This is a genomic window from Pseudomonas sp. H1_A03, assembly GCF_054685145.1.
Genome location: NZ_CP162829.1, coordinates 2684607 through 2709662, shown reverse-complemented (window position 1 = coordinate 2709662; position 25056 = coordinate 2684607). Strand labels below are relative to the sequence as shown.

General features: G+C 59.2%; 25 protein-coding genes and 1 pseudogene. 9 read left to right on the top strand and 17 right to left on the bottom strand.

Features of this window, described 5'->3' with window-relative positions; genetic code table 11:
- Position 1 precedes the first annotated feature (1 nt).
- Together AB4O35_RS12465 and AB4O35_RS12460 are read left to right on the top strand one after the other, a co-directional pair.
- On the top strand, positions 2-1120 hold the full coding sequence (locus AB4O35_RS12465) for a succinylglutamate desuccinylase/aspartoacylase family protein (RefSeq protein ID WP_065890096.1): 1119 nt from the start codon (positions 2-4) through the stop codon (positions 1118-1120).
- Between the two features lie 13 nt (positions 1121-1133).
- Positions 1134-1898, top strand: a complete 765-nt coding sequence (locus AB4O35_RS12460; protein ID WP_065880055.1) for an ABC transporter ATP-binding protein — start codon at positions 1134-1136, stop codon at positions 1896-1898.
- Here the strand turns inward: AB4O35_RS12460 and AB4O35_RS12455 are convergent.
- Together AB4O35_RS12455 and AB4O35_RS12450 are read right to left on the bottom strand one after the other, a co-directional pair.
- Positions 1891-3039: a sensor histidine kinase gene (locus tag AB4O35_RS12455; RefSeq protein WP_065880056.1), complete on the bottom strand. Its 1149-nt coding sequence runs from the start codon at positions 3037-3039 to the stop codon at positions 1891-1893. The genes AB4O35_RS12460 and AB4O35_RS12455 overlap by 8 nt on opposite strands.
- 40 nt (positions 3040-3079) lie before the next feature.
- On the bottom strand, positions 3080-3757 hold the full coding sequence (locus AB4O35_RS12450) for a response regulator transcription factor (RefSeq protein WP_065880057.1): 678 nt from the start codon (positions 3755-3757) through the stop codon (positions 3080-3082).
- A 125-nt stretch (positions 3758-3882) separates the two neighbouring features.
- On the opposite strand from AB4O35_RS12450, the gene AB4O35_RS12445 reads away from it, so the two are divergent.
- The 5 genes and pseudogenes from AB4O35_RS12445 (at position 3883) to pdeM (ending at position 9780) form a co-directional block, all read left to right on the top strand.
- The gene (locus AB4O35_RS12445) at positions 3883-4269 is read left to right on the top strand and encodes a GtrA family protein (RefSeq protein WP_065872425.1); all 387 of its coding nucleotides are present in this window, start codon (positions 3883-3885) and stop codon (positions 4267-4269) included.
- A complete protein-coding gene (locus AB4O35_RS12440) occupies positions 4241-5176 on the top strand; it encodes a glycosyltransferase family 2 protein (RefSeq protein ID WP_083207062.1) in 936 nt (311 codons plus the stop codon). Before AB4O35_RS12445 ends, AB4O35_RS12440 begins: the two co-directional genes overlap by 29 nt.
- Positions 5177-5199: 23 nt before the next feature.
- On the top strand, positions 5200-6591 hold the full coding sequence (locus AB4O35_RS12435) for an ArnT family glycosyltransferase (protein WP_460149607.1): 1392 nt from the start codon (positions 5200-5202) through the stop codon (positions 6589-6591).
- Between the two features lie 57 nt (positions 6592-6648).
- Positions 6649-9130 (top strand): annotated as a pseudogene (locus AB4O35_RS12430) (ligase-associated DNA damage response DEXH box helicase).
- Entirely contained in the window at positions 9130-9780 is a 651-nt protein-coding gene (pdeM, locus tag AB4O35_RS12425; RefSeq protein ID WP_065945382.1) for a ligase-associated DNA damage response endonuclease PdeM, read from the top strand. The pseudogene AB4O35_RS12430 and the gene pdeM overlap by 1 nt, the downstream one beginning before the upstream one ends.
- A 15-nt stretch (positions 9781-9795) precedes the next feature.
- Here the strand turns inward: pdeM and AB4O35_RS12420 are convergent, their stop codons facing one another.
- Both AB4O35_RS12420 and dcd read right to left on the bottom strand, forming a co-directional pair.
- Positions 9796-9996, bottom strand: coding sequence for a hypothetical protein (locus tag AB4O35_RS12420; RefSeq protein ID WP_049709645.1), 201 nt, complete (start codon positions 9994-9996; stop codon positions 9796-9798).
- A 108-nt stretch (positions 9997-10104) separates the two neighbouring features.
- Positions 10105-10671 carry a dCTP deaminase gene (dcd, locus tag AB4O35_RS12415; RefSeq protein ID WP_010212421.1) on the bottom strand — a complete coding sequence of 189 codons (567 nt, stop codon included), beginning with the start codon at positions 10669-10671 and terminating at the stop codon, positions 10105-10107.
- A 387-nt stretch (positions 10672-11058) separates the two neighbouring features.
- On the opposite strand from dcd, the gene AB4O35_RS12410 reads away from it, so the two are divergent.
- Positions 11059-11268: a cold-shock protein gene (locus AB4O35_RS12410; protein ID WP_002554837.1), complete on the top strand. Its 210-nt coding sequence runs from the start codon at positions 11059-11061 to the stop codon at positions 11266-11268.
- 245 nt (positions 11269-11513) lie between these two features.
- Here AB4O35_RS12410 and rpoS read toward each other — a convergent pair whose 3' ends face one another.
- From rpoS to AB4O35_RS12370, 8 genes are all read right to left on the bottom strand, one after another.
- The gene (gene rpoS, locus AB4O35_RS12405) at positions 11514-12518 is read right to left on the bottom strand and encodes an RNA polymerase sigma factor RpoS (protein WP_025855149.1); all 1005 of its coding nucleotides are present in this window, start codon (positions 12516-12518) and stop codon (positions 11514-11516) included.
- A gap of 107 nt (positions 12519-12625) precedes the next feature.
- Positions 12626-13462: a peptidoglycan DD-metalloendopeptidase family protein gene (locus AB4O35_RS12400; RefSeq protein WP_083207061.1), complete on the bottom strand. Its 837-nt coding sequence runs from the start codon at positions 13460-13462 to the stop codon at positions 12626-12628.
- A gap of 207 nt (positions 13463-13669) precedes the next feature.
- Entirely contained in the window at positions 13670-14305 is a 636-nt protein-coding gene (locus AB4O35_RS12395) for a protein-L-isoaspartate(D-aspartate) O-methyltransferase (RefSeq protein ID WP_010563544.1), read from the bottom strand.
- A 41-nt stretch (positions 14306-14346) separates the two neighbouring features.
- A complete protein-coding gene (gene surE, locus AB4O35_RS12390; protein WP_065880063.1) occupies positions 14347-15096 on the bottom strand; it encodes a 5'/3'-nucleotidase SurE in 750 nt (249 codons plus the stop codon).
- Positions 15084-16142 carry a tRNA pseudouridine(13) synthase TruD gene (gene truD, locus AB4O35_RS12385; protein WP_065890103.1) on the bottom strand — a complete coding sequence of 353 codons (1059 nt, stop codon included), beginning with the start codon at positions 16140-16142 and terminating at the stop codon, positions 15084-15086. The genes surE and truD overlap by 13 nt, the downstream gene beginning before the upstream one ends.
- On the bottom strand, positions 16139-16612 hold the full coding sequence (ispF, locus tag AB4O35_RS12380) for a 2-C-methyl-D-erythritol 2,4-cyclodiphosphate synthase (protein WP_025855145.1): 474 nt from the start codon (positions 16610-16612) through the stop codon (positions 16139-16141). Before ispF ends, truD begins: the two co-directional genes overlap by 4 nt.
- Positions 16613-16666: 54 nt before the next feature.
- Entirely contained in the window at positions 16667-17512 is an 846-nt protein-coding gene (gene fghA / locus AB4O35_RS12375) for an S-formylglutathione hydrolase (protein ID WP_065880065.1), read from the bottom strand.
- Positions 17513-17520: 8 nt separating this feature from the next.
- Positions 17521-18633 (bottom strand): S-(hydroxymethyl)glutathione dehydrogenase/class III alcohol dehydrogenase, encoded by a 1113-nt coding sequence (locus AB4O35_RS12370; protein ID WP_065945381.1) that lies wholly within the window; start codon positions 18631-18633, stop codon positions 17521-17523.
- Between the two features lie 109 nt (positions 18634-18742).
- On the opposite strand from AB4O35_RS12370, the gene AB4O35_RS12365 reads away from it, so the two are divergent.
- Complete coding sequence (locus AB4O35_RS12365) at positions 18743-19639, top strand: LysR substrate-binding domain-containing protein (RefSeq protein WP_065880067.1); 897 nt, start codon at positions 18743-18745, stop codon at positions 19637-19639.
- Positions 19640-19768: 129 nt separating this feature from the next.
- Here the strand turns inward: AB4O35_RS12365 and ispD are convergent, their stop codons facing one another.
- From ispD to AB4O35_RS12340, 5 genes are all read right to left on the bottom strand, one after another.
- The gene (gene ispD / locus AB4O35_RS12360) at positions 19769-20476 is read right to left on the bottom strand and encodes a 2-C-methyl-D-erythritol 4-phosphate cytidylyltransferase (protein ID WP_065890107.1); all 708 of its coding nucleotides are present in this window, start codon (positions 20474-20476) and stop codon (positions 19769-19771) included.
- The gene (gene ftsB, locus AB4O35_RS12355; RefSeq protein WP_460149606.1) at positions 20473-20751 is read right to left on the bottom strand and encodes a cell division protein FtsB; all 279 of its coding nucleotides are present in this window, start codon (positions 20749-20751) and stop codon (positions 20473-20475) included. Before ftsB ends, ispD begins: the two co-directional genes overlap by 4 nt.
- Before the next feature lie 183 nt (positions 20752-20934).
- Entirely contained in the window at positions 20935-22224 is a 1290-nt protein-coding gene (gene eno, locus AB4O35_RS12350; RefSeq protein WP_065880069.1) for a phosphopyruvate hydratase, read from the bottom strand.
- 157 nt (positions 22225-22381) lie between these two features.
- Positions 22382-23227: a 3-deoxy-8-phosphooctulonate synthase gene (kdsA, locus tag AB4O35_RS12345; RefSeq protein ID WP_065945380.1), complete on the bottom strand. Its 846-nt coding sequence runs from the start codon at positions 23225-23227 to the stop codon at positions 22382-22384.
- A gap of 5 nt (positions 23228-23232) precedes the next feature.
- Positions 23233-24864, bottom strand: a complete 1632-nt coding sequence (locus tag AB4O35_RS12340) for a CTP synthase (protein WP_065880071.1) — start codon at positions 24862-24864, stop codon at positions 23233-23235.
- Positions 24865-25056: the final 192 nt, after the last annotated feature.

Sequence of the window (25056 nt, the reverse complement as noted above, 5' to 3'; positions counted from 1 at the left end):
TATGCGTCATCAGGTTCATGAACTGATCGCGCCAGTGCCAGGTACGGCGCGGCAGATTCACAGTTTTCACTTCGGCCCGGAGCAGGCCGAGGGCAAGATTTACATCCAGTCGTCGCTGCACGCCGATGAGTTGCCGGGCATGCTGGTGGCCTGGCACCTCAAAGTGCAATTGGCGAAGCTGGCCGCGGCCGGTCGCCTGCGCAGCGAGATCGTGCTGGTGCCTATCGCCAACCCGGTGGGCCTGGAACAGGTGTTGATGGATATCCCGCTGGGTCGCTATGAGCTGGAGAGCGGGCAGAACTTCAATCGCCTGTTTGTCGACCTCAGTGAAGCGGTCGGCAACCAGGTCGAAGATTTGCTCGGGGATGATCCTCGGCACAACGTCGAACTGATCCGCGCCGCGCTGTCCACCGCCCTCGCCGCACAAAATGCCGACACCCAGCTGCAATCCCAGCGCCTGGTGCTGCAACGCCTGGCCTGTGACGCCGACATAGTACTGGACCTGCATTGCGATTTCGAAGCCGTGGCGCACTTGTACACCACGCCCGAGGCCTGGCCGCAGGTGGAACCGCTCGCGCGGTATATCGGTTCGGAAGCTAATTTGCTCGCGACCGACTCCGGTGGACAATCCTTCGATGAGTGTTTCACCCTGGTCTGGTGGCAATTGCAGCAACGCTTCGGCGAGCGCTTCCCGATCCCCATGGGCAGTTTTTCGGTGACCGTCGAACTGCGCGGGCAAGGCGACGTCAACCACGGCCTGGCCAGTCTCGACTGCCAGGCAATCATCGATTACCTGATTCACTTCGGCGCCATCACCGGTGATGCGGCACCGCTGCCCGACCTGCCCTACCCGGCCACACCGCTGGCCGGCGTTGAACCGGTGGCGACGCCAGTGGGTGGCCTGCTGGTGTTCAGCGCCCTGCCCGGTGAATACCTGGAGGCCGGGCAACTGATCGCCGAAATCATCGACCCCATTTCCGACCGCGTAACGCCGGTGCACTGCCAGAAGGCCGGCCTGCTTTACGCTCGTTCGCTACGCCGCATGGCCACTGCCGGGATGGTCATCGGCCATGTCGCGGGCAGCGAAGCCTACCGTAGCGGCTACCTACTTTCGCCTTGAGGATGCACGCCCCATGTACAAATTGACCGTTGAAGGCCTGCATAAAAGCTATGGCGACAATGAGGTGCTCAAAGGTGTTTCGCTCAAGGCCAAGACCGGTGACGTGATCAGCCTGATCGGCGCCAGCGGCTCGGGCAAGAGCACCTTTTTGCGCTGCATCAACTTCCTGGAAACCCCCAACGACGGCGCCATGACCCTGGACGGCCAGTCGATCCGCATGGTCAGCGATCGCCACGGCATGCGCGTGGCCGACGACGCCGAACTGCAGCGCCTGCGCACGCGCCTGGCGATGGTGTTCCAGCACTTCAACCTGTGGAGCCACATGAGTGTGCTGGAAAACATCACCATGGCCCCGCGCCGGGTGCTGGGTTGCAGCAAGAAAGACGCCGAAGACCGCGCCCGTCGCTACCTCGACAAGGTAGGGTTGCCGGCGCGTGTGGCCGATCAATACCCGGCGTTCCTGTCCGGCGGCCAGCAGCAACGGGTCGCCATCGCCCGCGCCTTGGCCATGGAACCCGAGGTGATGCTGTTCGACGAGCCCACCTCGGCCCTCGACCCGGAACTGGTGGGCGAAGTGCTCAAGGTGATCCAGGGCCTGGCCGAGGAAGGCCGCACCATGATCATGGTGACCCACGAGATGAGCTTTGCGCGCAAGGTGTCGAGCCAGGTGCTGTTCCTGCACAAGGGCCTGGTGGAAGAGCAAGGTGCGCCTGCGGATGTGTTGGGCAATCCCAAGAGTGAGCGCTTGCAGCAGTTTCTAAGTGGCAATCTCAAGTGAAGCAGATGCGCGCATGAAACGTATGGCGTGTGCGTCGGGTTTCAAAGCGCCAGCCTGCCTGCGTGCAGGCACGCGAGACGATTTCCAGGCCAAAGCCGAACCCCGGCGACACGCGCTGTTCCACACGGTTATTGATGATCACCAGTTGCTGCTCAGTGAGGACAACCCGGACTTTACCGGCGCCATGCTGAACAGCGTTGCCCAGCAGGTTCTGCACCACACTGCGGGCTATCGCCTCATTGGCCTTCACGCAGATCGTTGATGCCCCCGTCAGCACCCGCGCATCAGCCGCGAGAGGGTAAAGCAGCTGGTATTTTTCGATCTGCTCGGCGACGACAGCGGACAGGTCAATCGCCGCATGGGGCAATTGACGCGGTTCACGGGCCAGGGACAAAAACAGCTCAATGGTCATTTTCATTCCGGACAACGCGCCCTCCATGCGTAGCAGGCTGCGTGCGGATTTTTCGGCGTTGCAGCCGGGCAAACGCAGGATCGCCAGGCTGTTGTTCAAGATCCCCAAGGGGGTGCGTAGCTCGTGGCTCACGTGCCGGGTAAATGCCTGCTCGCGCAGCAGCGCGGCATTTTGCTGGGTCACCAGAGCCGACAGCGTACGGCTCAACGTGCCGATTTCGTCCTGGCGCTCGAACCCGCTGAATCTGCACGGCCCACGCGGTTCAGAGGCCACGTCCTCCACCAATTGGCTGACGGGCTGGGCAATGGCGCGGGCAATCGCGATGGCCAGGATGGTACCCAGGATCAGGATCAATCCGGCCACCGCGCACAACAGCCCGAAAATCTGAGCGCCGTAGCCTTCGGTCTGGCTGAGTTCAGACTCGTTCAGCATCAGTATCAGCCGCTGCGACGCACCCGGTACAACACTCACGAACACATGGACATCCTCTCCCTCCAGTTCATGGTGACCGGCTGGCAATTGGCGAATGACGGCGGGAAGTTCAGCGTCTCCCGACCAGTAGCCTTGCAGGTAAATGCTGTTGGGCATCGCCGTCGCTGCCCCTTGCAGGCTATGCCGTTCCTCGAACGCCTGTGCCTCAAGCTTCAAATAGCTGGCAATGATGTAGTCCTCTGTCACGTTGACAGTGGCCCAGATCAGCACACTGTAGAACAACGTAATCGTTGCCATGAACGGCAGCAGTGCAGAGAGGATTCGCGCAAAAAAGGAATCAGTAAGGAATCGCAAGACGATAGCCCTTACCGTGAACCGTCCGGATCAGCTCGTTACCGTATGGCTTGCCCAAGGCTTGGCGGAGCCGGTAGATATACGTGCGCAGTGCATCACTGTCTGGCGGATCACCCCCTGGCCACAACGCGGCCTCCAGTTTGCGCCGGCTGACGGGCTCCGGTGCCCCATCGGCAAGCAGGTTCAGCAAGGTGAATTGGAGGGCGGGTAACACCGTGATGACGCCGTTGTAGCGCAACGCCTGCGAGACCGGATCAATCACCAGGTCGCCCAGTTGTTTCACACGGCGTGGCTGGCGCGGGGAGCCCCGGCGGATCAGCGCGCGGATACGCCATAGCAACTCTTGAGGCTCAAAGGGTTTGACCAGGTAATCGTCGCCGCCTGCGTCGTAACCCTCTTGTTTATCGGGCAGTGCGTCACGTGCCGTCAGGAATATAACGGGCGTGTGGTTCTGCTCGCACCGCAACTGGCGACAGGTGTCAAAACCGCTCATGCGAGGCATTGCCACATCCATGACGATGAGGTCGTATTCATGGTGCTGGACACGCTCCAGGCAACTTCGCCCATCGCGGGCAAAATCTACATCGAAACCAAATTCACCGAGATAATCCCCCAACGAACCCGCCAACGCATGATCATCTTCAACTAGTAATATTTCCATCAGGACAAACTCCAAATTCTTACAAACAACTAAGAACATCCCTTCAGCAAACAAATAAAAACTGACAACAAATATCGTTTCGCGACGTTACATTTGATTCACACTTCATCTTATACATTCTTGTCATGCAAAAAATACTTCGAGTGTTCATCCGTTATCTGGGCGCAGGCTTCTTCGCGACACTGGTGCATTTCGTAGTGTTCGTCTGCTTGCTGCCTTACTACGGCCCAACGCCATCCACCTTCTGTGCAGCCGTTACGGGGGCGCTGGTCGCCTATTGCCTGTCCAGGCATTGGGTATTTGTGAAGCGAGACTGCAATAGAGGACGATTTTTCATAACGGCCACCAGTCAGGTTTTATCTAACACGCTTATTGTCACGCTACTGATCCACTGGGGCGTACCTGCACAACTTGCACAGCTCATGACAATGGTCGCCGTGACTCTTCAAGGCTTTACGATTAATCACTTCTGGGTATTCAAACATGACAGCAAACGCGAACCTCTTCAGTGAGTCCTTGCCTGCCACGAAACTTACAATATTGGTGCCTTGCTTTAACGAGCAGTGCGTAATAACGCAATTCCATTTGCGCCTGATGGCGATCATTGAACGCGTAAAAATCCGCACAGAAGTGTTCTACATCAATGACGGCAGTCAAGACCAGACAGCGGCCATGATCGATCAATTTTCTCAGGACCCGCGTGTCAGGTGCCTGCACTTGAGTCGCAACTTCGGCAAAGAAGCGGCCATGCGCGCAGGCATCAACGACATAGACGGCGGCGCAGTAATCATCATGGACTGCGACCTGCAAGACCCACCGGAGCTGATCCCCCTTATGGTGCAGGAATGGCACAAGGGCTATGAGATCGTGAACATGCAGCGCCGCTCACGGCACTGTGATTCCTGGACAAAACGCACGGCCGCAAGGCTCTATTACGCCACGCTGGACCAACTGATCGACGACTTCGAAGTCCCCCAGCAAGTCAGTGATTTCAGACTCATAGGGCCCAACGCACTCGCGGCCATTCGCGCCATGGACGACAACGCCGGCGTTTTGAAACTGCTGGTCAGCTGGCTCGGCTACCCAAGTACCGAAGTGAACTACGACCGCAAGCCGCGCCAAGCGGGCACAACCAAGTGGACGCCGCTGTCATTGCTGGACCTGTGTGCGGACTCGATTCTTGCTTTCTCTACTCGCCCGCTGCGCATGTACAGCTACTTGAGTGCCACGAGCTTTCTGGTTGGCTCACTGTGGGTTGCAGCCACCGCGACATTCGGTGAACTGACCCATGCGCATCTGCTGGTGCAATCGATTCTGTTGTTGTGCCTGGGTACCGCCGTGGTCGGCGAGTATGTCGGCCGGGTGCTGACGGTGGTGAGCCCCAGGCCCAACTCCCTGCATAAGCGCGATCTATCTTGAATCCCTTCATAAAGGCTGACGGCATGAATCATTCCGCGTCCATGCGTTTGCTCTGGGGCATCCTGTTCACGGTGCTGCTGGCGCGCCTGCTCACACTCGGGCTCTATCCAATCATGGATACCTCAGAGGCCCGCTATGCCGAAATTGCCCGAAAAATGCTCGTCTCCAATGACTGGATCACGCCGATGTTCGATCACGGAGTGCCGTTCTGGGGCAAGCCGCCGTTGTCATTCTGGCTACAGGCACTGAGCATGAAAGCGTTCGGCATCAACGAGTTCTCCAGCCGTTTTTCAACCTGGCTGCTGCATGTCGCCAGCTGCGCGCTGATCGTGCACTTCGCTTGCGGCGAGCGCAGCCTGCGAGTCGGGTTGACGGCAGCGATTATCTACTCGACTTGCACACTCGGGCTCCTTTCCAGCGGTGCCGTGTTGACCGACGGCGCATTGGCGTTCGCCCTTTTGCTCGCCCACCTGGGCGTGTGGCGCGGTTTGATGCACGGTGACCGCAGGTGGGCCATGGCGGGTTTTCTCGGGCTTGGCCTGGGCCTGCTCGCAAAAGGCCCGCTGGCGCTTGTGTTGCTGGCGATGCCCGCATCAATCTGGCTGGCGCTTACCGGCCATTGGCGGCGATTGCTGGGGCTGCCATGGTTGCCGGGGTTGGCACTGATGCTCGCGGTGGCCATGCCTTGGTATTGGCTGGCCGAACTGAAAACCCCGGGTTTTCTGGAGTACTTCATCGTCGGCGAACATTTCAGTCGCTACGTCATCAGCAAATGGCAAGGCGATCTATACGGCAGCGCACATGCGCAACCCTTGGCGATGATTTGGGGGCACCTGCTGGGCGGGCTTTTGCCCTGGACGCTGTTTTTACCGATGCTGGTCAAGCTGCGCGGGAAATTTGAAGGTCAGCGAGAGTACTTGATCTTTGTGCTGGGCTGGGCTGTTTCAGCGCCCTTGTTCTTTACCATGTCCACCAACATCCTCTGGACCTACGTACTGCCCGCGCTGCCAGCCTGGGCGTTATTACTGGCTGAGGTGCTCTGCCGCAAAACACGCGGGACCGTCATCGCAGCCATGGCGTTGGCCTTGCCCCTACTGGGCTGCATCTTGATCATCAGTGGCAAGATTGCCGACCGCCCACAAAACCAGAAAAACATGGTTGCGCTTTGGAAAGCGCAACAAGCCGCTGCGCCGGGCGACTTGATCTACCTGGGCTCACGCTCTTATTCGGCCGAGTTCTATAGCAGCGGCTGGGCACGGCACACCAAAAGCCCACAACAACTGCCGCTGTCGAAAGACTTTTACCTGGTCCGACGCAAAAACAACCAGCAACCGCTGCCGCCAACCTTGACCTGCTACGCAGTGGCCCAGGCCAATACATCCCAATTGCATTACTGTCGTGCTGCACCCGGTTAAACCTTTGGCAGGCGTTAAGGGTCTGTGCAATAAGCCCTTCAGAGCGTCAGCGCCCGCATGGCAAAACCTCTCGACTTCGCCCGGCAATGGTTCGCCGCCAAAGGCTGGAAGCCGTTCGCCTTTCAAAAAGAAGTCTGGGCGGCGGTCAAGGAAGGCCGATCAGGTTTGCTGCATGCCAGCACCGGCGCCGGTAAAACCTATGCACTGTGGTTTGCCGCGCTCAATCGCTTCGCCATCACTCGCCCAGCGACAACCGGTAAACGCAAACCACCGGCTGAACCGCTGACGGTGCTGTGGATCACGCCCATGCGTGCGTTGGCCGCCGACACCGCCCGCGCCCTTGAAGCGCCGCTCGAGGCGTTACAGATTCCCTGGAGTGTCGGCCTGCGCACCGGCGACACCAGCAGCAGCGAACGCGCACGGCAGACCCGCCGCCAGCCCACCGCACTGGTCACCACCCCGGAAAGCCTGACGTTAATGCTGGCCCGCGCCGATAGCGAAACCAGCCTGGGAAACCTGCGCATGGTGGTCGTGGATGAGTGGCACGAACTGATCGGTAATAAACGCGGCGTGCAACTGCAACTGGCGCTGGCACGCTTGCGGCGCTGGCATCCAGAGTTGATGGTGTGGGGTATTTCGGCAACCTTGGGTAATCAGTCTCACGCATTGGAAGTGCTGATTCCACAGGGTGACGGGATCAATGTGCAGGGGCTAACGGCCAAGCAGTTGATCATCGACACATTATTGCCACCCGTTACAGAACGTTTTCCCTGGGCCGGGCATATCGGCTTGAAGATGCTGCCCCAAGTGGTGGCCGAGGTGGAAAGCAGCAGCAGTTGCCTGGTCTTTACCAACACGCGAGCGCAATCGGAAATTTGGTACCAGGCATTGCTTGAAGCCCGTCCCGATTGGGCCGGGGTGATTGCCCTGCACCATGGTTCGCTGTCGCGAGAGACCCGTGACTGGGTGGAGCGGGCTTTGAAAGACGGCCAGCTCAAGGCGGTGGTGTGTACGTCAAGCCTGGACCTGGGGGTGGATTTCCTGCCGGTGGAGCGCGTACTGCAGATCGGCTCGGCCAAAGGCGTGGCCCGCCTGATGCAACGCGCCGGTCGCTCGGGGCACGCGCCGGGGCGGCCCTCGCGGGTGACATTGGTGCCGACCCACAGCCTGGAGTTGGTGGAGGCCGCGGCGGCGCAGGATGCGATTGCGCAGCGGCGCATTGAAGCGCGCGAGTCGCCGCACAAATCGTTGGATGTACTCGTCCAGCATCTTGTCAGCATGGCATTGGGCGGTGGCTTTACACCGCAAGCGCTGCTGGCCGAGGTACGCGGCGCCTGGGCTTATCGCGATCTGACGGATGAAGACTGGGCCTGGGCGCTGGGGTTTGTGCGCCATGGTGGCCTTTCGTTGACGGCTTATCCGGATTACCGTCGCGTCGAGCCGGACGAGCACGGCATCTGGCGCGTCCCGGACGCAAGGCTGGCACGTCGACATCGCATGAGCGTCGGCACCATCGTCAGCGACGCAAGCATCCAGTTGAAGTTCTGGAGCAAGGGCGGCGGCGGCAAAAACCTCGGCAGCGTCGAGGAAGGTTTTATTGCGCGGCTCAAGCCGGGAGATGGCTTCCTGTTCGCCGGGCGCTTGCTGGAGCTGGTGCGGGTCGAAAACATGACCGCCTATGTACGTCGCAGCACCGCGAAAAAAGCCGCCGTACCGCGCTGGAATGGTGGGCGCATGCCGCTTTCCAATGAGCTGGCCCAGGCCGTCGTCGTGCGCTTGGATGAAGCGGCCCACGGACACTTCGAAGGGCCGGAGATGCAGGCGGTTCGGCCCCTCTTGCAAACACAATTGCGCTGGTCCGGCTTGCCGACGCGCGAGCACTTGCTGGCTGAGGCCTTGAAATCGCGGGAGGGATGGCACCTGTTCCTCTACCCCTTCACCGGGCGCCAGGTGCACCTGGGGCTGGCGAGTGTGTTGGCGTGGCGGGTGAGCCGAGGGGCAGGCGGTCACCTTCTCCATTGCGGTGAATGATTACGGGCTGGAGTTATTGAGTGCCACCGAAGTGGATTGGCCAGCGCTGTTGAACGACGCGCTGTTGAGTCCTGAAAACCTGCTGGATGATGTGGTGGCCAGCCTGAATGCCGGGGAGTTGGCCCTGCGCCGTTTTCGTGAAATCGCACGTATCGCCGGGCTGGTGTTCGCCGGTTACCCTGGCGCGCCGAAAAGCACCCGGCAGGTGCAGGCGTCCAGCGGGTTGTTCTTTGAGGTGTTCAAGCAATATGACCCGCAGAACCTGCTGCTGACCCAGGCAGGGGAAGAAGTCCTGCGTGATGAGTTGGATATTCGCCGGCTGGAAGAGACATTACGTCATCTGTCGGCGCTGAAACTGGACCTGCATAAGATCGAACGGCCTACGCCGTTGGCCTTTCCCCTGCTGGTTGAGCGGATGCGCGAAAGCATGAGTTCGGAAAAACTTTCTGAGCGCATTGCGCGGATGGTCAAGGACCTGGAAAAAGTCGCGGATAACGGGAAGCGTTGATGGTTTGTTCGGTAATGCTCGAGGGTGAAGAACTGTGGCTGCTGGCAGACAAGGCCGTCTATTGGCCTGCGCGTCAGTGTCTGTTGATTGCGGATGCGCATTTCGGCAAGGCGTCGGCATATCGAAGCCTGGGGCAACCGGTGCCGCAGGGAACCACGACCGAGAATTTGCAACGACTGGACCGGTTGCTATCGACGCTACCGTGTACGCAGGTGATCTTTCTAGGCGATTTCCTGCACGGCACAGGCTCTCACGCCAGCGGCACGCTGAGCGCATTGAGAACCTGGCGAGCACGCCATCCTGACCTGCCTATGACCTTGATTCGAGGCAATCACGATAAACGTGCGGGTGACCCACCTGCGGATCTGAGGATCGAGGTTGTTGCGGAGCCGCTGCTGATGGCCCCGTTTGCATTGCAACACGAACCGGATGCCCATGCGACCCACCATGTATTGGCAGGGCACGTGCATCCGGTGTATCGCTTGCGCGGCAGGGGACGGCAAAGTCTGCGCCTACCGTGCTTCCAGATCGGAACGCAGGTCAGCTTGCTGCCGGCGTTTGGCGCGTTTACCGGTGGCTTTGCAGTGGAACAGGCCAATGACCGCCGAATATTTGTCATCGGCGACCATCAAGTTTGGCCAGTGCATTAACTGGCTGGCGAAGTGTCAGGCTACAGGCGCGGGAGGTGGCTCATCTGGAACAGTGGGCGAGCCCGGTTCTTCAATGGGTTGCGGGGAATCCGGATCTGGCTGGCCGGGAATACCACCCGCATAAGCGGGATCGGCCATCAGGGACCAGGCCAGAACGCCAATCTGGTTGGGTTCAAGCCGGGCAATTTCTGCGCTGATTCGCGGGTCGATCTTCATAAAGTACTCCTCAAGCGTGGCTCGACGCGTTTTACACGCGCCGAGGCAGTACACCTAGATAGAGTCACTTTCTTCAGACTAATTCCCTTTACGCGTAAGACCTTTCTATCAAGCGCGTGGGAGAGTGACGCCGCGCTGGCCCTGATACTTGCCCGCGCGGTCTTTATAGGACACTTCACAGGCCTCGTCAGACTGCAGGAACAGCATCTGCGCCACGCCTTCGTTGGCGTAGATTTTCGCCGGTAGCGTAGTGGTGTTGGAGAATTCCAGGGTCACGTGACCTTCCCACTCAGGCTCAAGCGGCGTCACGTTGACGATAATGCCGCAACGCGCGTAGGTACTTTTACCCAGGCAGATGGTGAGCACGTCGCGGGGGATACGGAAGAACTCCACGGTGCGCGCCAGGGCGAAGGAGTTCGGTGGGATGATGCACACGTCGCTCTTGACGTCGACGAAGCTCTTTTCGTCGAAGTTTTTTGGATCGACGATGGCCGAGTTGATGTTGGTGAACACCTTGAATTCATCGGCACAGCGCACGTCGTATCCATAGCTGGAAACGCCGTAGGAAATCACCGGGGCATCACCTTGGCCGCGGATCTGCCGCTCGACGAACGGTTCGATCATGCCGTGCTCTTGCGCCATGCGGCGAATCCACTTGTCCGATTTGATGCTCATGGCGGTGTCCTGAATAGCGAGGTGAAAAATCTGTTGGGCATCTTACCGGGGCCGGCGTTGGGGTTCAAAGGCCACGGGGCTTTTCTTAAAAAAAACGCCGGTTGCTTACACGTCGTAGCCAACGGAGCCGGGACCCGTATAGCTGTGCGAGGCGAATAGAAATACCACCGCCAGTCACGAAAATAGAGAAACCTTCGGAAATATCATTGGCACGTCCGAGAAAAACAGTTAAGGTGACGTCACTGTGTTGCTTGTGTCACTGAGAATCTCTACACGATATGTTGAATTTCGATCCAACCATCTCCAAGAATTTTTCCTGCTCTTTGCACTCAGTCTCGGCCAGGGCTTTTCCTGAGTCGCAGTTAACTTTGTTCAAGGAGTTACACCATGTCTAATCGCCAAACTGGTACCGTTAAGTGGTTCAACGATGAAAAAGGCTTCGGCTTCATCACTCCACAATCCGGTGACGACCTGTTCGTTCACTTCAAAGCTATCCAATCCGACGGCTTCAAAAGCCTGAAAGAAGGCCAACAGGTCTCTTTCATCGCTACCCGCGGTCAGAAAGGCATGCAAGCTGAAGAAGTTCAAGTTATCTAACTTGTACTGACTTAGTCGAAAAGACCCCGCCCTTAAAAGCGGGGTTTTTTTATGCCTGGGATTTCATGCCGTATGACTCTGCGTGACGTAGCAGCTGTCGAGCCTTGGCGAGGCTGCGTTCGCGGTACGTCAGATATACCGTTGACGCAGCCTCGCCAAGGCTCGGCAGCTGCTACCGCAGTAGAAAGCAAAACGCCCGGCGCACTCTCATGCACCGGGCGTTTTAATAGCTGCCTTAGGAGACTTTACTGAAACAACGACTCGCTCGACAAGCCATTCTTCTCCAGGATCTCGCGCAAGCGCTTGAGCCCTTCCACCTGGATCTGCCGCACCCGCTCACGGGTCAGACCGATCTCCAGGCCCACGTCTTCCAAGGTACTGCTCTCATGGCCGCGCAGGCCGAAGCGGCGAATCACCACTTCACGCTGCTTGTCAGTGAGCTCTGACAACCACTGGTCAATGCTTTGGGAAAGATCATCGTCCTGTAACAGCTCACAAGGATCTGTAGGGCGATCATCCGTCAGAGTGTCCAGCAGGGTTTTATCCGAATCCGGACCCAACGAGACGTCGACCGAAGACACGCGCTCGTTAAGACCAAGCATGCGCTTGACCTCCCCTACCGGCTTCTCCAGCAGGTTGGCGATTTCTTCGGGCGAAGGTTCATGATCGAGTTTTTGGGTAAGCTCACGCGCTGCCCGCAGGTAGACGTTGAGCTCTTTGACCACATGGATCGGCAACCGGATCGTGCGGGTCTGATTCATGATCGCCCGTTCGATGGTCTGACGAATCCACCAAGTGGCATAGGTCGAAAAGCGGAAGCCCCGCTCAGGGTCGAACTTCTCTACCGCCCGGATCAATCCCAGGTTGCCCTCCTCGATCAAGTCCAACAAGGAAAGCCCACGATTGACGTAGCGTCGGGCGATTTTCACCACCAGGCGCAGGTTGCTTTCAATCATGCGCTTGCGCCCAGCCGGATCACCCTTTTGCGACAAGCGCGCAAAATGGACTTCTTCTTCGGGGGTAAGCAGAGGGGAAAAGCCGATTTCATTGAGATACAGCTGGGTCGCATCGAGCGCCCGTGTGTAGTCAATGTACTTGTGTTGCTTTAACGCGGTGGAGTTCTTGGATTTGGTGCGAACTGAAGGTACAGCAGGTCCCTCATTCGACATCGATTCCGTAGCAATGCCGGTCTCCATAAGGAGAACCTCATCGTCGATGTCAAACTCCGGCGCTTCTTTACTGAGAGCCATTGTTATAGTCCTTTGGTGAGTTCGACCTCAAGCTCAAGCGGCGCCTTTATCCTTGGCAACGCTGGAGCCTGTTCCTTCTACGTGAAGGGAACAGGCTGTGCAACATATCAACGCCGGGGCAAGAATTGCAGCGGATCTACAGGCTTCCCTTGTCGGCGAATCTCAAAGTGCAGTTTCACCCGGTCTGTACCAGTTGATCCCATTTCGGCAATTGTCTGTCCGACTTTGACCTGCTGCCCCTCCCGAACCAACAGCCTACGGTTATGACCGTAGGCACTGACGTAGGTATCGCTGTGTTTGATGATGACAAGCTCGCCGTAGCCCCGTAAACCACTCCCGGCGTACACCACCGTCCCATCAGACGCAGCTAAAACAGGCTGTCCCAAATCTCCGGCGATATCAATGCCTTTATTCAAACTACCGTTTGAAGAGAATTTTCCAATCAACACGCCGTTGGAAGGCCATCCCCAACCGGTCGGCGCGGGCCCTGCAGGTGGCAACGGCGCAGGTGCCGGCTTGTTCGCAGGGGCAGGCGCGGCAGTACCAGCAGGCCGGGTGAAGACGGTGGTTTTGCTTGAGGACGACGGCGAAGAACCACTGTTTGTCACGACTGCCGTAGGCGTTGATCCTGTGCGACCGTCGAAGCGAATCGTCTGACCCGGATGTATCGTGTAAGGCACAGGAATATTGTTACGCGCTGCGAGGGCCTTGTAGTCCCAGCCATAACGGAAGGCGATCGAGAACATCGTATCGCCCTTTCGCACCACATATTGCCCGGTGGTTACCGTCGGCTTTTGCGGTGCCGCACTATTACGATCAACCACCCGCGCGCCGCTGCTTGGCGAGCTGGAGCACCCTACCAACACAGAACTGAAGACGAGGCCAAGCACCAGTCGATGAAAGCTTGTTTTACTCATACGCTGCGCAAGACCTGTGAGACTCACCCGCCGCTCCCTTTGTGCTGGCTGAACATGAATGCCTGTACCAGGCTTGAAATATGACGCAAGTATAACTGGGCATTGGAGTTTTACCGGCACACGTCTGAAACGAATCGTTCAGCGTGTTGAATCGTCGCGCCAGTGATGTTGATTCAATAGACCCCGCTGTAAGACACATCCCCGCCAGCAGAATTCACCGCCGGAAAAAATTGATCAGGCCAGCGGGCCATTGAGCAGCGGTACAAAACGAACAGCGCCCAGTACATGCCGTGAAAAGCCTTCGTCCTCACGGATAATGAGCATCAATTGTTGCACTTCACCGGAGCCGACCGGGATCACCAGGCGCCCACCGGGGGCGAGTTGATCAAGCAGCGCTTGCGGAACATCGGTGGCCACGGCGGTAACAATGATGCCGTTGTACGGTGCCAGCGCCGGCCAACCTTCCCAGCCATCGCCCCAGCGAAACACCACATTGCGCAGGTTCAACTCCACCAGGCGCTCCTTGGCGCGGTCTTGCAGCACTTTGATGCGCTCCACCGAGAACACCCGCTCCACCAACTGCGCCAGCACGGCGGTCTGGTAGCCGGAGCCCGTGCCGATTTCCAGCACCTTGTCCAACGGCCCCGCCGCCAGCAGCAGCTCGCTCATGCGCGCCACCATGTAAGGCTGGGAAATGGTCTGGTTATGGCCGATAGGCAGCGCCGTGTCTTCATAGGCACGGTGGGCCAGGGCCTCATCGACAAACAGATGCCGAGGCGTGCGCCGGATCACTTCCAGCACCTGGGCGTTGGACAAGCCCTCTTCGTACAGGCGCTGTATCAGGCGTTCGCGGGTACGCTGGGAAGTCATCCCGATGCCCCGGCGCAGCAAGTCGTCTTGTTCACGGCCCATCAGCGAAGCCTCTCCAGCCAGCCATCGAGACCACTGAAGGCATCACTGAAGGTGCGATCAAATTGCAATGGGGTAATCGATACATAACCTTGCATCACCGCATGAAAGTCCGTGCCCGGGCCGCCATCTTCGGCGTCACCCGCAGCAGCGATCCAGTAGCCTTCCTTGCCACGCGGATCAACCACCTTCAACGGCGCCGCCGCGCGGGCGCGATGGCCCAGGCGCGTGAGCTGGATGCCGCGAATATGATCAAGGGGCAAGTTGGGAATATTGACGTTGAGCACCGTGCGCGGCGGCAAGTCCAGGGAGCCATGGGCCTCTACCAGCTTGCGCGCGAAATAGGCCGCGGTCGGCAGGTTATCCAATTGGCGCGAGGCGAACGAAAAGGCGAACGCGGTTTGCCCCAGGAAACGCCCTTCAAGGGCTGCCGCCACGGTACCGGAATACAGCACGTCATCCCCCAGGTTCGCACCAAGATTGATGCCCGACACCACCAGGTCCGGCTGCGGATCCAACAGGCTGTTGATCGCCAGGTGGACGCAGTCGGTAGGAGTGCCGTTCACGCTGATAAAGCCATTGGCCAGGACCTGCGGGTGCAGCGGACGGTCGAGCGTCAACGAACTGCTGGCGCCGCTCTTGTCCTGGTCGGGGGCAACCACCACGCACTCGGCATAATCTTCCAGCGCAGCATAGAGCGCGGCAAGACCGGGTGCGGTGGCACCGTCATCGTTTGATATCAGAATACGCATGGGTTGTCCGTCTGCCCCACCGGCACCAGATCAACAAGCTCGCGCACCAAGACAGTGGCGAAGCATCCGGCCGGCAGGACGAATTCCAATTGCAGAATGTCCAGCGAGGGATAATGCCACGTCAAACCGCCAATGGGCAGTCGCAGAATGCGACGTTCCTGGCTCATGCCGGCATTCACCAGCCAATCGCGCAGGTCGGCTTCACCGGCGGCGACCGCCTGTTCCAGTTCGAAGGTTGCGCCGCTGGCAGGTGAATCACCTTCGCCCCACTGCGGCCCGGTCGGGTGCAGGTCCAGAATGGCCAGGCGGGGGTCGCTGCATTCCGCCTCCCCCGCCGGGAAAAAGCTGCGGCTGTCGGTAAACGCCAACAGGTCGCCGACCTGCGCACGCTGCCAGGAACCGTCGGCCACACGCGCCGCCAGCACCTTGTTGAACAGGTAGCTGCGCGCCGTCGACAGCAGCCGCGAACGCACGTTGCGCTGTTCCGGCAAAGCCTTGCGCGCGGCCCACTCGCGGGCGTCGACCACGTTGCCACCATTGTGACCAAAACGCTGGGCACCGAAATAGTTGGGGATGCCCTGCTGTGCAATCAATTGCAAACGCGCGTCGATGGCGGCGGTATCACCGGCCAGCTGGGTCAGGCGCAAGGTGAAACCATTGGCCGAATGTGCGCCGCGCTGCAATTTGCGTTTATGACGGGCGGTCTTGAGAACCTTGAGGCTGTCGTTTTCCGCAGCGCTCATGTCCGGATCGGCTTTGCCTGGCAACTGCACGCTGAACCATTGGCGGGTCAACGCCTGGCGATCCTTGAGCCCGGCATAGCTGACCGTGCGCAACGGCACGCCGGCCGCCTTGGCGATGCGCCGCGCGGCTTCTTCTGTATTGAGGCCACGCTTCTCAACCCACAACCACAGGTGCTCACCCTCGCCGGTCAGCGGGATATCCAGCACTTCATCAACCTGGAAGTCTTCGGCGGTCGCCTTCAGGACCGCGCTGCCCAAGGCCTCGCCATAGGCCCGTGGGCCCAGCAGTTGCAGATCATTCATGCGCGCAGCAACAAGGCAACGGAGTGCACGGCGATGCCCTCTTCACGACCGGTGAACCCGAGCTTTTCGGTGGTGGTGGCTTTCACGTTCACTTGATCCAATTCAATGTGCAGGTCTGCGGCAATCAGTGCGCGCATCGATTCAATATGGGGCGCCATTTTTGGCGCCTGGGCCACGATGGTGTTGTCGACGTTGCCGACCTTCCAGCCTTTGGCATGGATCAGGCCAACCACATGGCGCAGCAATACACGGCTGTCCGCACCCTTGAAGGTCGGGTCGGTGTCCGGAAAGTGCTTGCCGATATCGCCCAACGCCGCCGCGCCGAGCAAGGCATCGCTCAAGGCATGCAACACAACGTCGCCGTCGGAATGAGCCAGCAACCCATGGTGATGTGCAATGCGCACGCCGCCCAAGGTGATGAAATCGCCTTCAGCGAAACGGTGCACATCGTAGCCGTGGCCAATACGCATAAAAAAACGCCCCGATTTAATTCAGGGCGTGATTCTACCTACTTTTGCCTCACATTAACCGAGCAAAGCACGACCATGGTGTCGCAAATGGTCTTCGATGAAGCTGGCGATAAAGAAGTAGCTGTGGTCGTAGCCAGGTTGCAGCCGCAGTTCCAACGGATGGTTGGCCGCCTTCGCCGCTTGCTGCAAGGCTTCAGGCTTGAGTTGCACGGCAAGGAAATCGTCGCGGTCACCTTGGTCCACCAGCAGCGGCAGCTTTTCCGCGGCTTCGCTGATCAACACGCAGGCGTCCCACTCACGCCATTTCGAACGCTCTTCGCCCAGGTAGCGGGAAAAGGCCTTCTGACCCCATGGGCAGTCCATCGGGTTACTGATGGGCGAAAACGCCGACACCGACAGGTAACGCCCGGGATTGCGCAACGCACACACCAGTGCACCGTGGCCGCCCATGGAGTGACCGCTGATGCCACGTTTATCTGAAGCCGGGAAATGCGCTTCAACCAACGCAGGCAATTCCTTCACCACGTAGTCATGCATCCGATAGTGCTTGGCCCAGGGCTCCTGCGTGGCATTCAGATAGAAGCCGGCGCCAAGGCCAAAATCCCACGCGTTATCGGGATCACCCGGAACACCCGGCCCACGAGGGCTGGTGTCCGGCGCCACGATGATCAACCCCAGCTCGGCGGCCATGCGCTGCGCGCCGGCCTTCTGCATGAAGTTCTCATCAGTGCAGGTGAGACCGGACAGCCAGTACAACACCGGCAACTTGCCGCCCTGCTCCGCTTGCGGCGGCAGGTAGACGGCGAAGGTCATGTCGCAGCCGAGCACATCGGAGTGATGCTTGTAGCGTTTGTGCCAGCCGCCGAAGCTCTTCTGGCACGACAGGTTTTCCAGACTCATGGCCGACCTCAGAAGTGGATGACGGTACGAATGCTTTTGCCTTCATGCATCAGGTCAAACGCTTTGTTGATGTCTTCCAGGCCCATGGTATGGGTGATGAAGGTCTCCAGCGGGATCTCGCCGGTCTGGGCCATTTCCACGTAGCTTGGCAGCTCAGTACGACCGCGCACGCCACCGAAGGCCGAACCGCGCCAGACGCGACCGGTCACCAGTTGGAAGGGACGCGTGGCAATTTCCTGACCGGCACCGGCCACGCCGATGATCACCGACTCACCCCAACCTTTGTGGCAGCACTCGAGGGCAGCGCGCATCAGCTGAACGTTGCCGATGCATTCAAAAGAGAAGTCCACGCCGCCATCGGTCAGGTCGACAATCACGTCCTGGATCGGGCGGTCGTAGTCTTTCGGGTTGATGCAGTCAGTCGCACCCAGCTGCTTGGCGATTTCAAATTTGGCAGGGTTGATGTCGATGGCAATGATGCGCCCAGCCTTGGCCTTGACTGCACCGATGACGGCCGACAGGCCGATACCGCCGAGACCGAAGATGGCCACGGTGTCGCCCGGCTTGACCTTGGCAGTGTTGATCACTGCACCAATGCCGGTGGTGACGCCGCAACCCAACAGGCAGACTTTTTCCAGTGGCGCTTCTTTAGGAATCTTGGCCACGGAAATTTCCGGCAACACGGTGTATTCGGAGAAGGTCGAGGTGCCCATGTAGTGGAAAATTGGCTGGCCCTTGCAGGAAAACCGAGTGGTGCCATCCGGCATCAAGCCTTTGCCCTGAGTGGAGCGAATGGCCTGGCACAGGTTGGTCTTGCCCGACAGGCAGAATTTGCACTGGCCGCATTCCGGGGTGTACAGCGGGATCACATGATCGCCAACGGCGACCGAAGTCACGCCTTCGCCGATCGCTTCAACCACTGCACCGCCTTCATGGCCGAGGATCGACGGAAAGATACCTTCCGGGTCAGCGCCCGACAGCGTGTAAGCGTCGGTATGGCATACACCGGACGCGACCACGCGCAACAGCACCTCGCCAGCCTTGGGCATGGCGACATCCACTTCAACGATCTCAAGGGGCTTCTTGGCTTCGAAGGCTACGGCGGCGCGGGACTTGATCATCCGGGTTTCTCCAGGGAATTGAATACTGAGGCAGTGAGTGTAAAACATGGCTGATTGATTAATAATCCAAGCGAAAGCAAAACTTTATTGCTGTACAGGGACAATCACCGTGCTTGAAAACCGCTGGGAAGGCATTGATGAATTTGTCGCGGTGGCCGAATGCAGCCAATTCACTGCGGCAGCGGAACGCCTGGGCGTTTCTTCGTCGCATATCAGCCGGCAGGTGGCGCGCCTGGAAGAACGCCTGCAAACGCGGCTGCTGTATCGCAGCACGCGCAAGGTTACCTTGACGGAAGCCGGCCAGACCTTTCTGCAACATTGCCAACGTTTACAGGACGGTCGCGAAGAAGCCCTGCGTGCGGTGGGTGACCTCACCAGCGAACCCAAAGGCATGTTGCGCATGACCTGTGCCGTGGCCTACGGCGAGCGGTTTATCGTGCCGCTGGTAACGCGGTTCATGGGCCTCTACCCGCAGTTGCGCGTGGATATCGAGCTGAGCAACCGTCAACTGGACCTCGTGCACGAAGGCCTGGATCTGGCGATTCGCCTGGGGCGCTTACAGGATTCACGCATGGTCGCCAGCAGGCTGGCACCGAGGCGCATGTACCTGTGCGCGTCGCCGTCCTACCTGGCGCGGTATGGTCGGCCACATAGTTTGTCGGAGTTGAGCCGGCATAACTGCCTGATTGGTAGCTCGGATATCTGGCAACTGGCCCAGGACGGACGCGAGTTTTCCCAGCGGGTGCAGGGAAACTGGCGCTGCAACAGTGGGCAAGCGGTGCTGGATGCGGCGTTGCAGGGCGTCGGGTTGTGCCAGTTGCCGGATTATTACGTGCTGGAGCATTTGCACAGTGGCGCGCTGGTGTCGCTGCTGGAGGCGCATCAGCCGCCGAATACGGCGGTGTGGGCGCTGTATCCGCAGCAGCGGCACTTGTCGCCGAAGGTCAGGAAGTTGGTGGATTTTTTGAAGGTGGGGTTGGCTGAGAGGCCGGAGTACAGCCAGTAATTATTGGCTGTTTGTGCCGGCCTCTTCGCAGGCAAGCCAGCTCCCACCTTTAACCGCGTTTATCCTGTAGTAACGCGTTTAAAGGTGGGAGCTGGCTTGCTCGCGAAGGGGTCGACTCGGTGCAACTGACTACCGCCGATTCGCCCACCGCAACCTGAGCCACTCAAGATCCTCCGGCCGCGTCACCTTGATATTGTCCGACCGCCCTTCGATCAGCCGCGGCGCCTGGCCGGACCATTCCATGGCAGAAGCCTCATCAGTGATGACGGCGTCCGCCACCAGGCTGTCAGCCAAAGCACGATGCAGCGGACCCAGGCGGAACATCTGCGGCGTGTAGGCTTGCCAGATCAGGCTACGGTCGACGGTTTCGACGACACGCCCGTGCTTATCGACGCGCTTGAGGGTGTCGCGTGCCGGCACGGCCAGCAGACCGCCCACCGGGTCGTCCGCCAGTTCAGTCAGCAGTTTGTCGAGGTCATCGCGACTCAGGTTCGGCCGCGCCGCATCATGCACCAGTACCCAATCATCATCACTGGCCCCCAAAGCGTTCAGCTGCAACAGTGCGTTGAGCACCGACCCGGAACGTTCCGAACCGCCGTCCGCACGGTGAATGCGCGGGTCCATGGCACACGCCAAGTCAGGCCAATAAGGATCATCAGAAGCAAGGCTGACCACCAGGCCTTTAAGCGAGGGGTGGTCGAGAAAACAGCCAAGGCTGTGTTCGAGAATGGTGCGTCCGCCCAGTTGCAGGTATTGCTTGGGACGGTCCGCGGCCATGCGGGCACCAATGCCCGCGGCAGGAATCACGGCCCAGAAGGCCGGCAAGCTGTTGCTCATTGGGCCAACTGGTAGAGGGTTTCGCCCTTCTTGACCATGCCCAACTCATGCCGAGCCCGTTCTTCAACGGTCTCGGTACCCTTTTTCAGCTCAAGCACTTCCGCATCAAGGACTCGGTTGCGCTCCAGCAGGACCTCGTTTTCGGCGTGCTGTGCAGCGATTTGCTCGGTCAGGTCTTTTACCTGCGCAAAGCTGCCATTACCGACCCATAGGCGGTACTGCAGGCCAGCCAGCAACAAGAGCAAGACGAGAAACAACCAATTGGGACTGCGCATCGAAATCCGGGTATCCAGTGAAAAAAGACAGCCATGCGAAACTTTTAAAGTAACTGATAGCACGAAGCCTGGAAAAACCAGGCTTGTGCTTGATAGCCATCAGATTAGCGTCGAAACCCACACTATCGTGAGTTTTCCGACGCAATCCGTCGACTTTTTACCATGCCTTACCATCAAGAGCGATCAGCCGCGAAACTCGCCGCGACCGTTGTACTTGGCTTTGCCGGCCAGTTGCTCTTCGATACGCAGCAATTGGTTGTACTTGGAAACGCGGTCGGAACGGCACAGGGAACCGGTCTTGATCTGGCCAGCCGAAGTGCCCACGGCCAGGTCGGCAATGGTCGAATCTTCGGTTTCGCCGGAGCGGTGCGAGATCACGGCGGTGTAGCCCGCAGCCTTGGCCATCTGGATGGCTTCCAGGGTTTCGGTCAGGGTACCGATCTGGTTGAACTTGATCAGGATCGAGTTGGCGATCTTTTTATCGATGCCTTCTTTCAGGATCTTGGTGTTGGTGACGAACAGGTCGTCGCCCACCAGCTGGATTTTCTCGCCGATCTTGTCGGTGAGGATTTTCCAGCCATCCCAGTCGGACTCGTCCAGGCCGTCTTCGATCGAGATGATCGGGTAACGCTCGGTCAAGCCTTTGAGGTAGTCAGCAAAACCTTCGGAGTTGAACACTTGGCCTTCGCCGGACAGGTTGTATTTACCGTCCTCGTAGAACTCGCTGGCCGCGCAGTCCAGGGCCAGGGTCACGTCGGTGCCCAGCTTGTAGCCAGCGTTGGCTACGGCTTCGGAGATCACTTTGAGTGCATCTTCGTTGGACGCCAGGTTCGGTGCGAAACCACCTTCGTCACCCACCGCAGTGCTCAGGCCACGGGCCTTCAGCACAGCCTTGAGGTGATGGAAAATCTCGGTGCCCATGCGCAGGCCTTCGGAGAAGGTCTTGGCGCCGACCGGCTGTACCATGAATTCCTGGATGTCGACGTTGTTATCGGCGTGCTCGCCACCGTTGATGATGTTCATCATCGGGACCGGCATCGAGTACACACCCGGGGTGCCGTTCAGGTTGGCAATGTGTGCGTACAGCGGCAGGTCCTGATCCTGGGCAGCAGCCTTGGCAGCAGCCAGGGACACGGCGAGGATGGCGTTGGCGCCCAGGCTGCCTTTGTTTTCGGTGCCGTCGAGCTTGATCATCGCGTGGTCCAGGGCTTTCTGGTCCAGCGGGTCTTTGCCCAGCAACAGGTCACGGATCGGGCCGTTGATGTTGGCTACAGCCTTGAGTACACCCTTGCCCAGGTAACGGCTCTTGTCGCCATCACGCAGTTCCAGCGCTTCGCGCGAACCTGTGGAAGCACCGGACGGCGCACAGGCGCTGCCGATGATGCCGTTATCGAGAAGCACGTCGGCTTCGACGGTGGGGTTGCCACGGGAGTCGAGAACTTCACGACCTTTGATGTCGACGATTTTTGCCATTGTTGTAAACACTCCAAAGTTGACGAAAACGACGCAGCTGAAGGAAATCTTTTGACCGACCGCAAGGGTGGAACAACGGGGCAGGCTTGCAGGCGACATGGCTCAGGCCCGTAGGCCTGAGCGTAAAGCGTGGGAAAGTCTACCGGAGAAATGGCGCTTACGCGGTCTCTACCGTCGGAAAACTCTTGACCAGTTCGTCCAACTGCTTGAGCTGGGCCAGGAATGGCTCCAGTTTGTCCAGGCGCAGGGCGCACGGACCGTCGCATTTGGCGTTGTCCGGGTCCGGGTGGGCTTCGAGGAACAGGCCCGCCAAAGACTGGCTGATGCCGGCCTTGGCCAGGTCCAGCACCTGGGCACGCCGCCCGCCCGCGGAATCGGCGCGACCACCGGGCATTTGCAGCGCGTGGGTCACGTCGAAGAACACCGGGTATTCGAACTGTTTCATGATGCCGAAACCGAGCATGTCCACCACGAGGTTGTTATAGCCGAAGCTCGAACCGCGCTCGCAGAGGATCAACTGGTCGTTACCCGCTTCCACGCACTTGTTCAGGATGTGTTTCATCTCCTGGGGCGCGAGGAACTGGGCTTTCTTGATATTGATCACAGCGCCGGTCTTGGCCATCGCGACAACCAGGTCGGTCTGGCGCGACAGGAAGGCCGGCAACTGGATGATGTCGCACACCTCGGCGACCACGGCAGCCTGTTCAGGCTCGTGGACGTCGGTGATGATCGGCACGCCGAAGGCTTGCTTGATGTCCTGGAAGATCCGCATGCCGTCTTCAAGGCCCGGGCCGCGATAGGAGGTCACGGACGAACGGTTGGCCTTGTCGAAGCTGGCCTTGAACACGTAAGGGATACCCAGTTTCTGGGTCACCTTCACGTACGCTTCACAGACCTGCATCGCCATGTCGCGGCTTTCCAGCACGTTCATGCCGCCAAACAGCACCATGGGCTTGTCGTTGGCAATCTCGATGTCGCCTACGCGAATGATCTTCTGGGCCATCAGGGTTACGCCTTCTTCTGATGTTGCGTCAGTGCTGCTTTAACGAAACCGCTGAACAACGGGTGACCGTCGCGCGGCGTCGAGGTGAACTCAGGGTGGAACTGGCACGCCACGAACCATGGATGATCCGGTGCCTCGACCACTTCAACCAGCGCGCCATCACCGGAGCGACCGGAGATTTTCAGGCCGGCCTCTTTGATTTGCGGCAGCAGGTTGTTGTTCACTTCGTAGCGGTGACGGTGACGCTCGACGATCACATCCTTGCCGTAGCAATCGTGGACCAGCGAACCCGGCTCCAGCAGGCAGTCCTGCGCGCCAAGGCGCATGGTGCCGCCAAGGTCGGAGGCTTCGGTACGGGTCTCGACGGCACCAGTGGCATCTTCCCACTCGGTGATCAGGCCCACGACCGGGTGACCGCTCTTGCCGTCGAACTCGGTGGAGTTGGCGTCTTTCCAGCCCAGCACGTTACGGGCGAACTCGATAACGGCCACTTGCATGCCCAGGCAGATACCCAAGTACGGAACCTTGTTCTCGCGAGCGTATTGCACGGCCGTGATCTTGCCTTCCACGCCACGCAGGCCGAAACCGCCCGGTACGAGGATCGCGTCGACACCTTCGAGCAGCGCAGTGCCCTGGTTCTCGATGTCTTCGGAATCGATGTAGCGCAGGTTGACCTTGGTACGGTTGCTGATGCCGGCGTGACTCATCGCTTCGATCAGCGACTTGTACGCGTCCAGCAGCTCCATGTACTTGCCGACCATGGCGATGGTGACTTCGTGCTCAGGGTTGAGCTTGGCGTCGACCACGGCTTCCCACTCGGACAGGTCCGCGCCGTTGCATTGCAGGCCGAAACGCTCGACCACAAAATCGTCCAGGCCTTGCGAGTGCAGGATGCCCGGGATCTTGTAGATGGTGTCGGCGTCTTCCAGCGCGATCACCGCACGTTCTTCAACGTTGGTGAATTGCGCGATCTTGCGACGCGAGGAAATGTCGATCGGGTGATCGGAGCGGCACACCAGCACATCCGGCTGCAGGCCGATGGAACGCAGTTCCTTGACCGAGTGCTGGGTAGGCTTGGTTTTGGTTTCGCCGGCGGTGGCGATGTACGGCACCAGGGTCAGGTGCATCAGCATCGCACGCTTGGCGCCGACTTCGAAACGCAGCTGGCGGATGGCTTCGAGGAACGGTTGGGACTCGATGTCACCGACGGTGCCACCAATCTCGACCATCGCCACGTCGGCATCGCCTGCACCCTTGATGATGCGGCGCTTGATTTCGTCGGTGATGTGCGGGATCACCTGGATGGTTGCACCCAGGTAGTCACCACGGCGCTCCTTGCGCAGCACGTGTTCGTAGACACGGCCGGTGGTGAAGTTGTTGTTCTGGGTCATGGTCGTGCGGATGAACCGCTCGTAGTGGCCCAGGTCCAGGTCGGTCTCGGCGCCGTCGTGAGTGACGAACACTTCACCGTGCTGGAACGGGCTCATGGTGCCCGGGTCGACGTTGATGTACGGGTCCAGCTTGAGCATGGTGACCTTAAGTCCCCGCGCCTCCAGGATGGCCGCCAATGAAGCGGAGGCAATGCCTTTCCCCAATGAAGAAACAACACCGCCCGTGACGAATATGTAGCGCGTCATGAAAAACCCTAGAAGTCTGCGTTAAAGCGGTCCGAGCCGCCGGGGAGAGCGAAGAGAGGCCGAAGCCCCCGATCACCTGCATTAATCACAGTGCACCTTTCAAAAAAACCGCCGCGTGATGACAGACCGGCACTGAAACACCAGTACGTTGATCGCTACACATTTTTTGGAATCGCCCAGCAAAGACTGCTT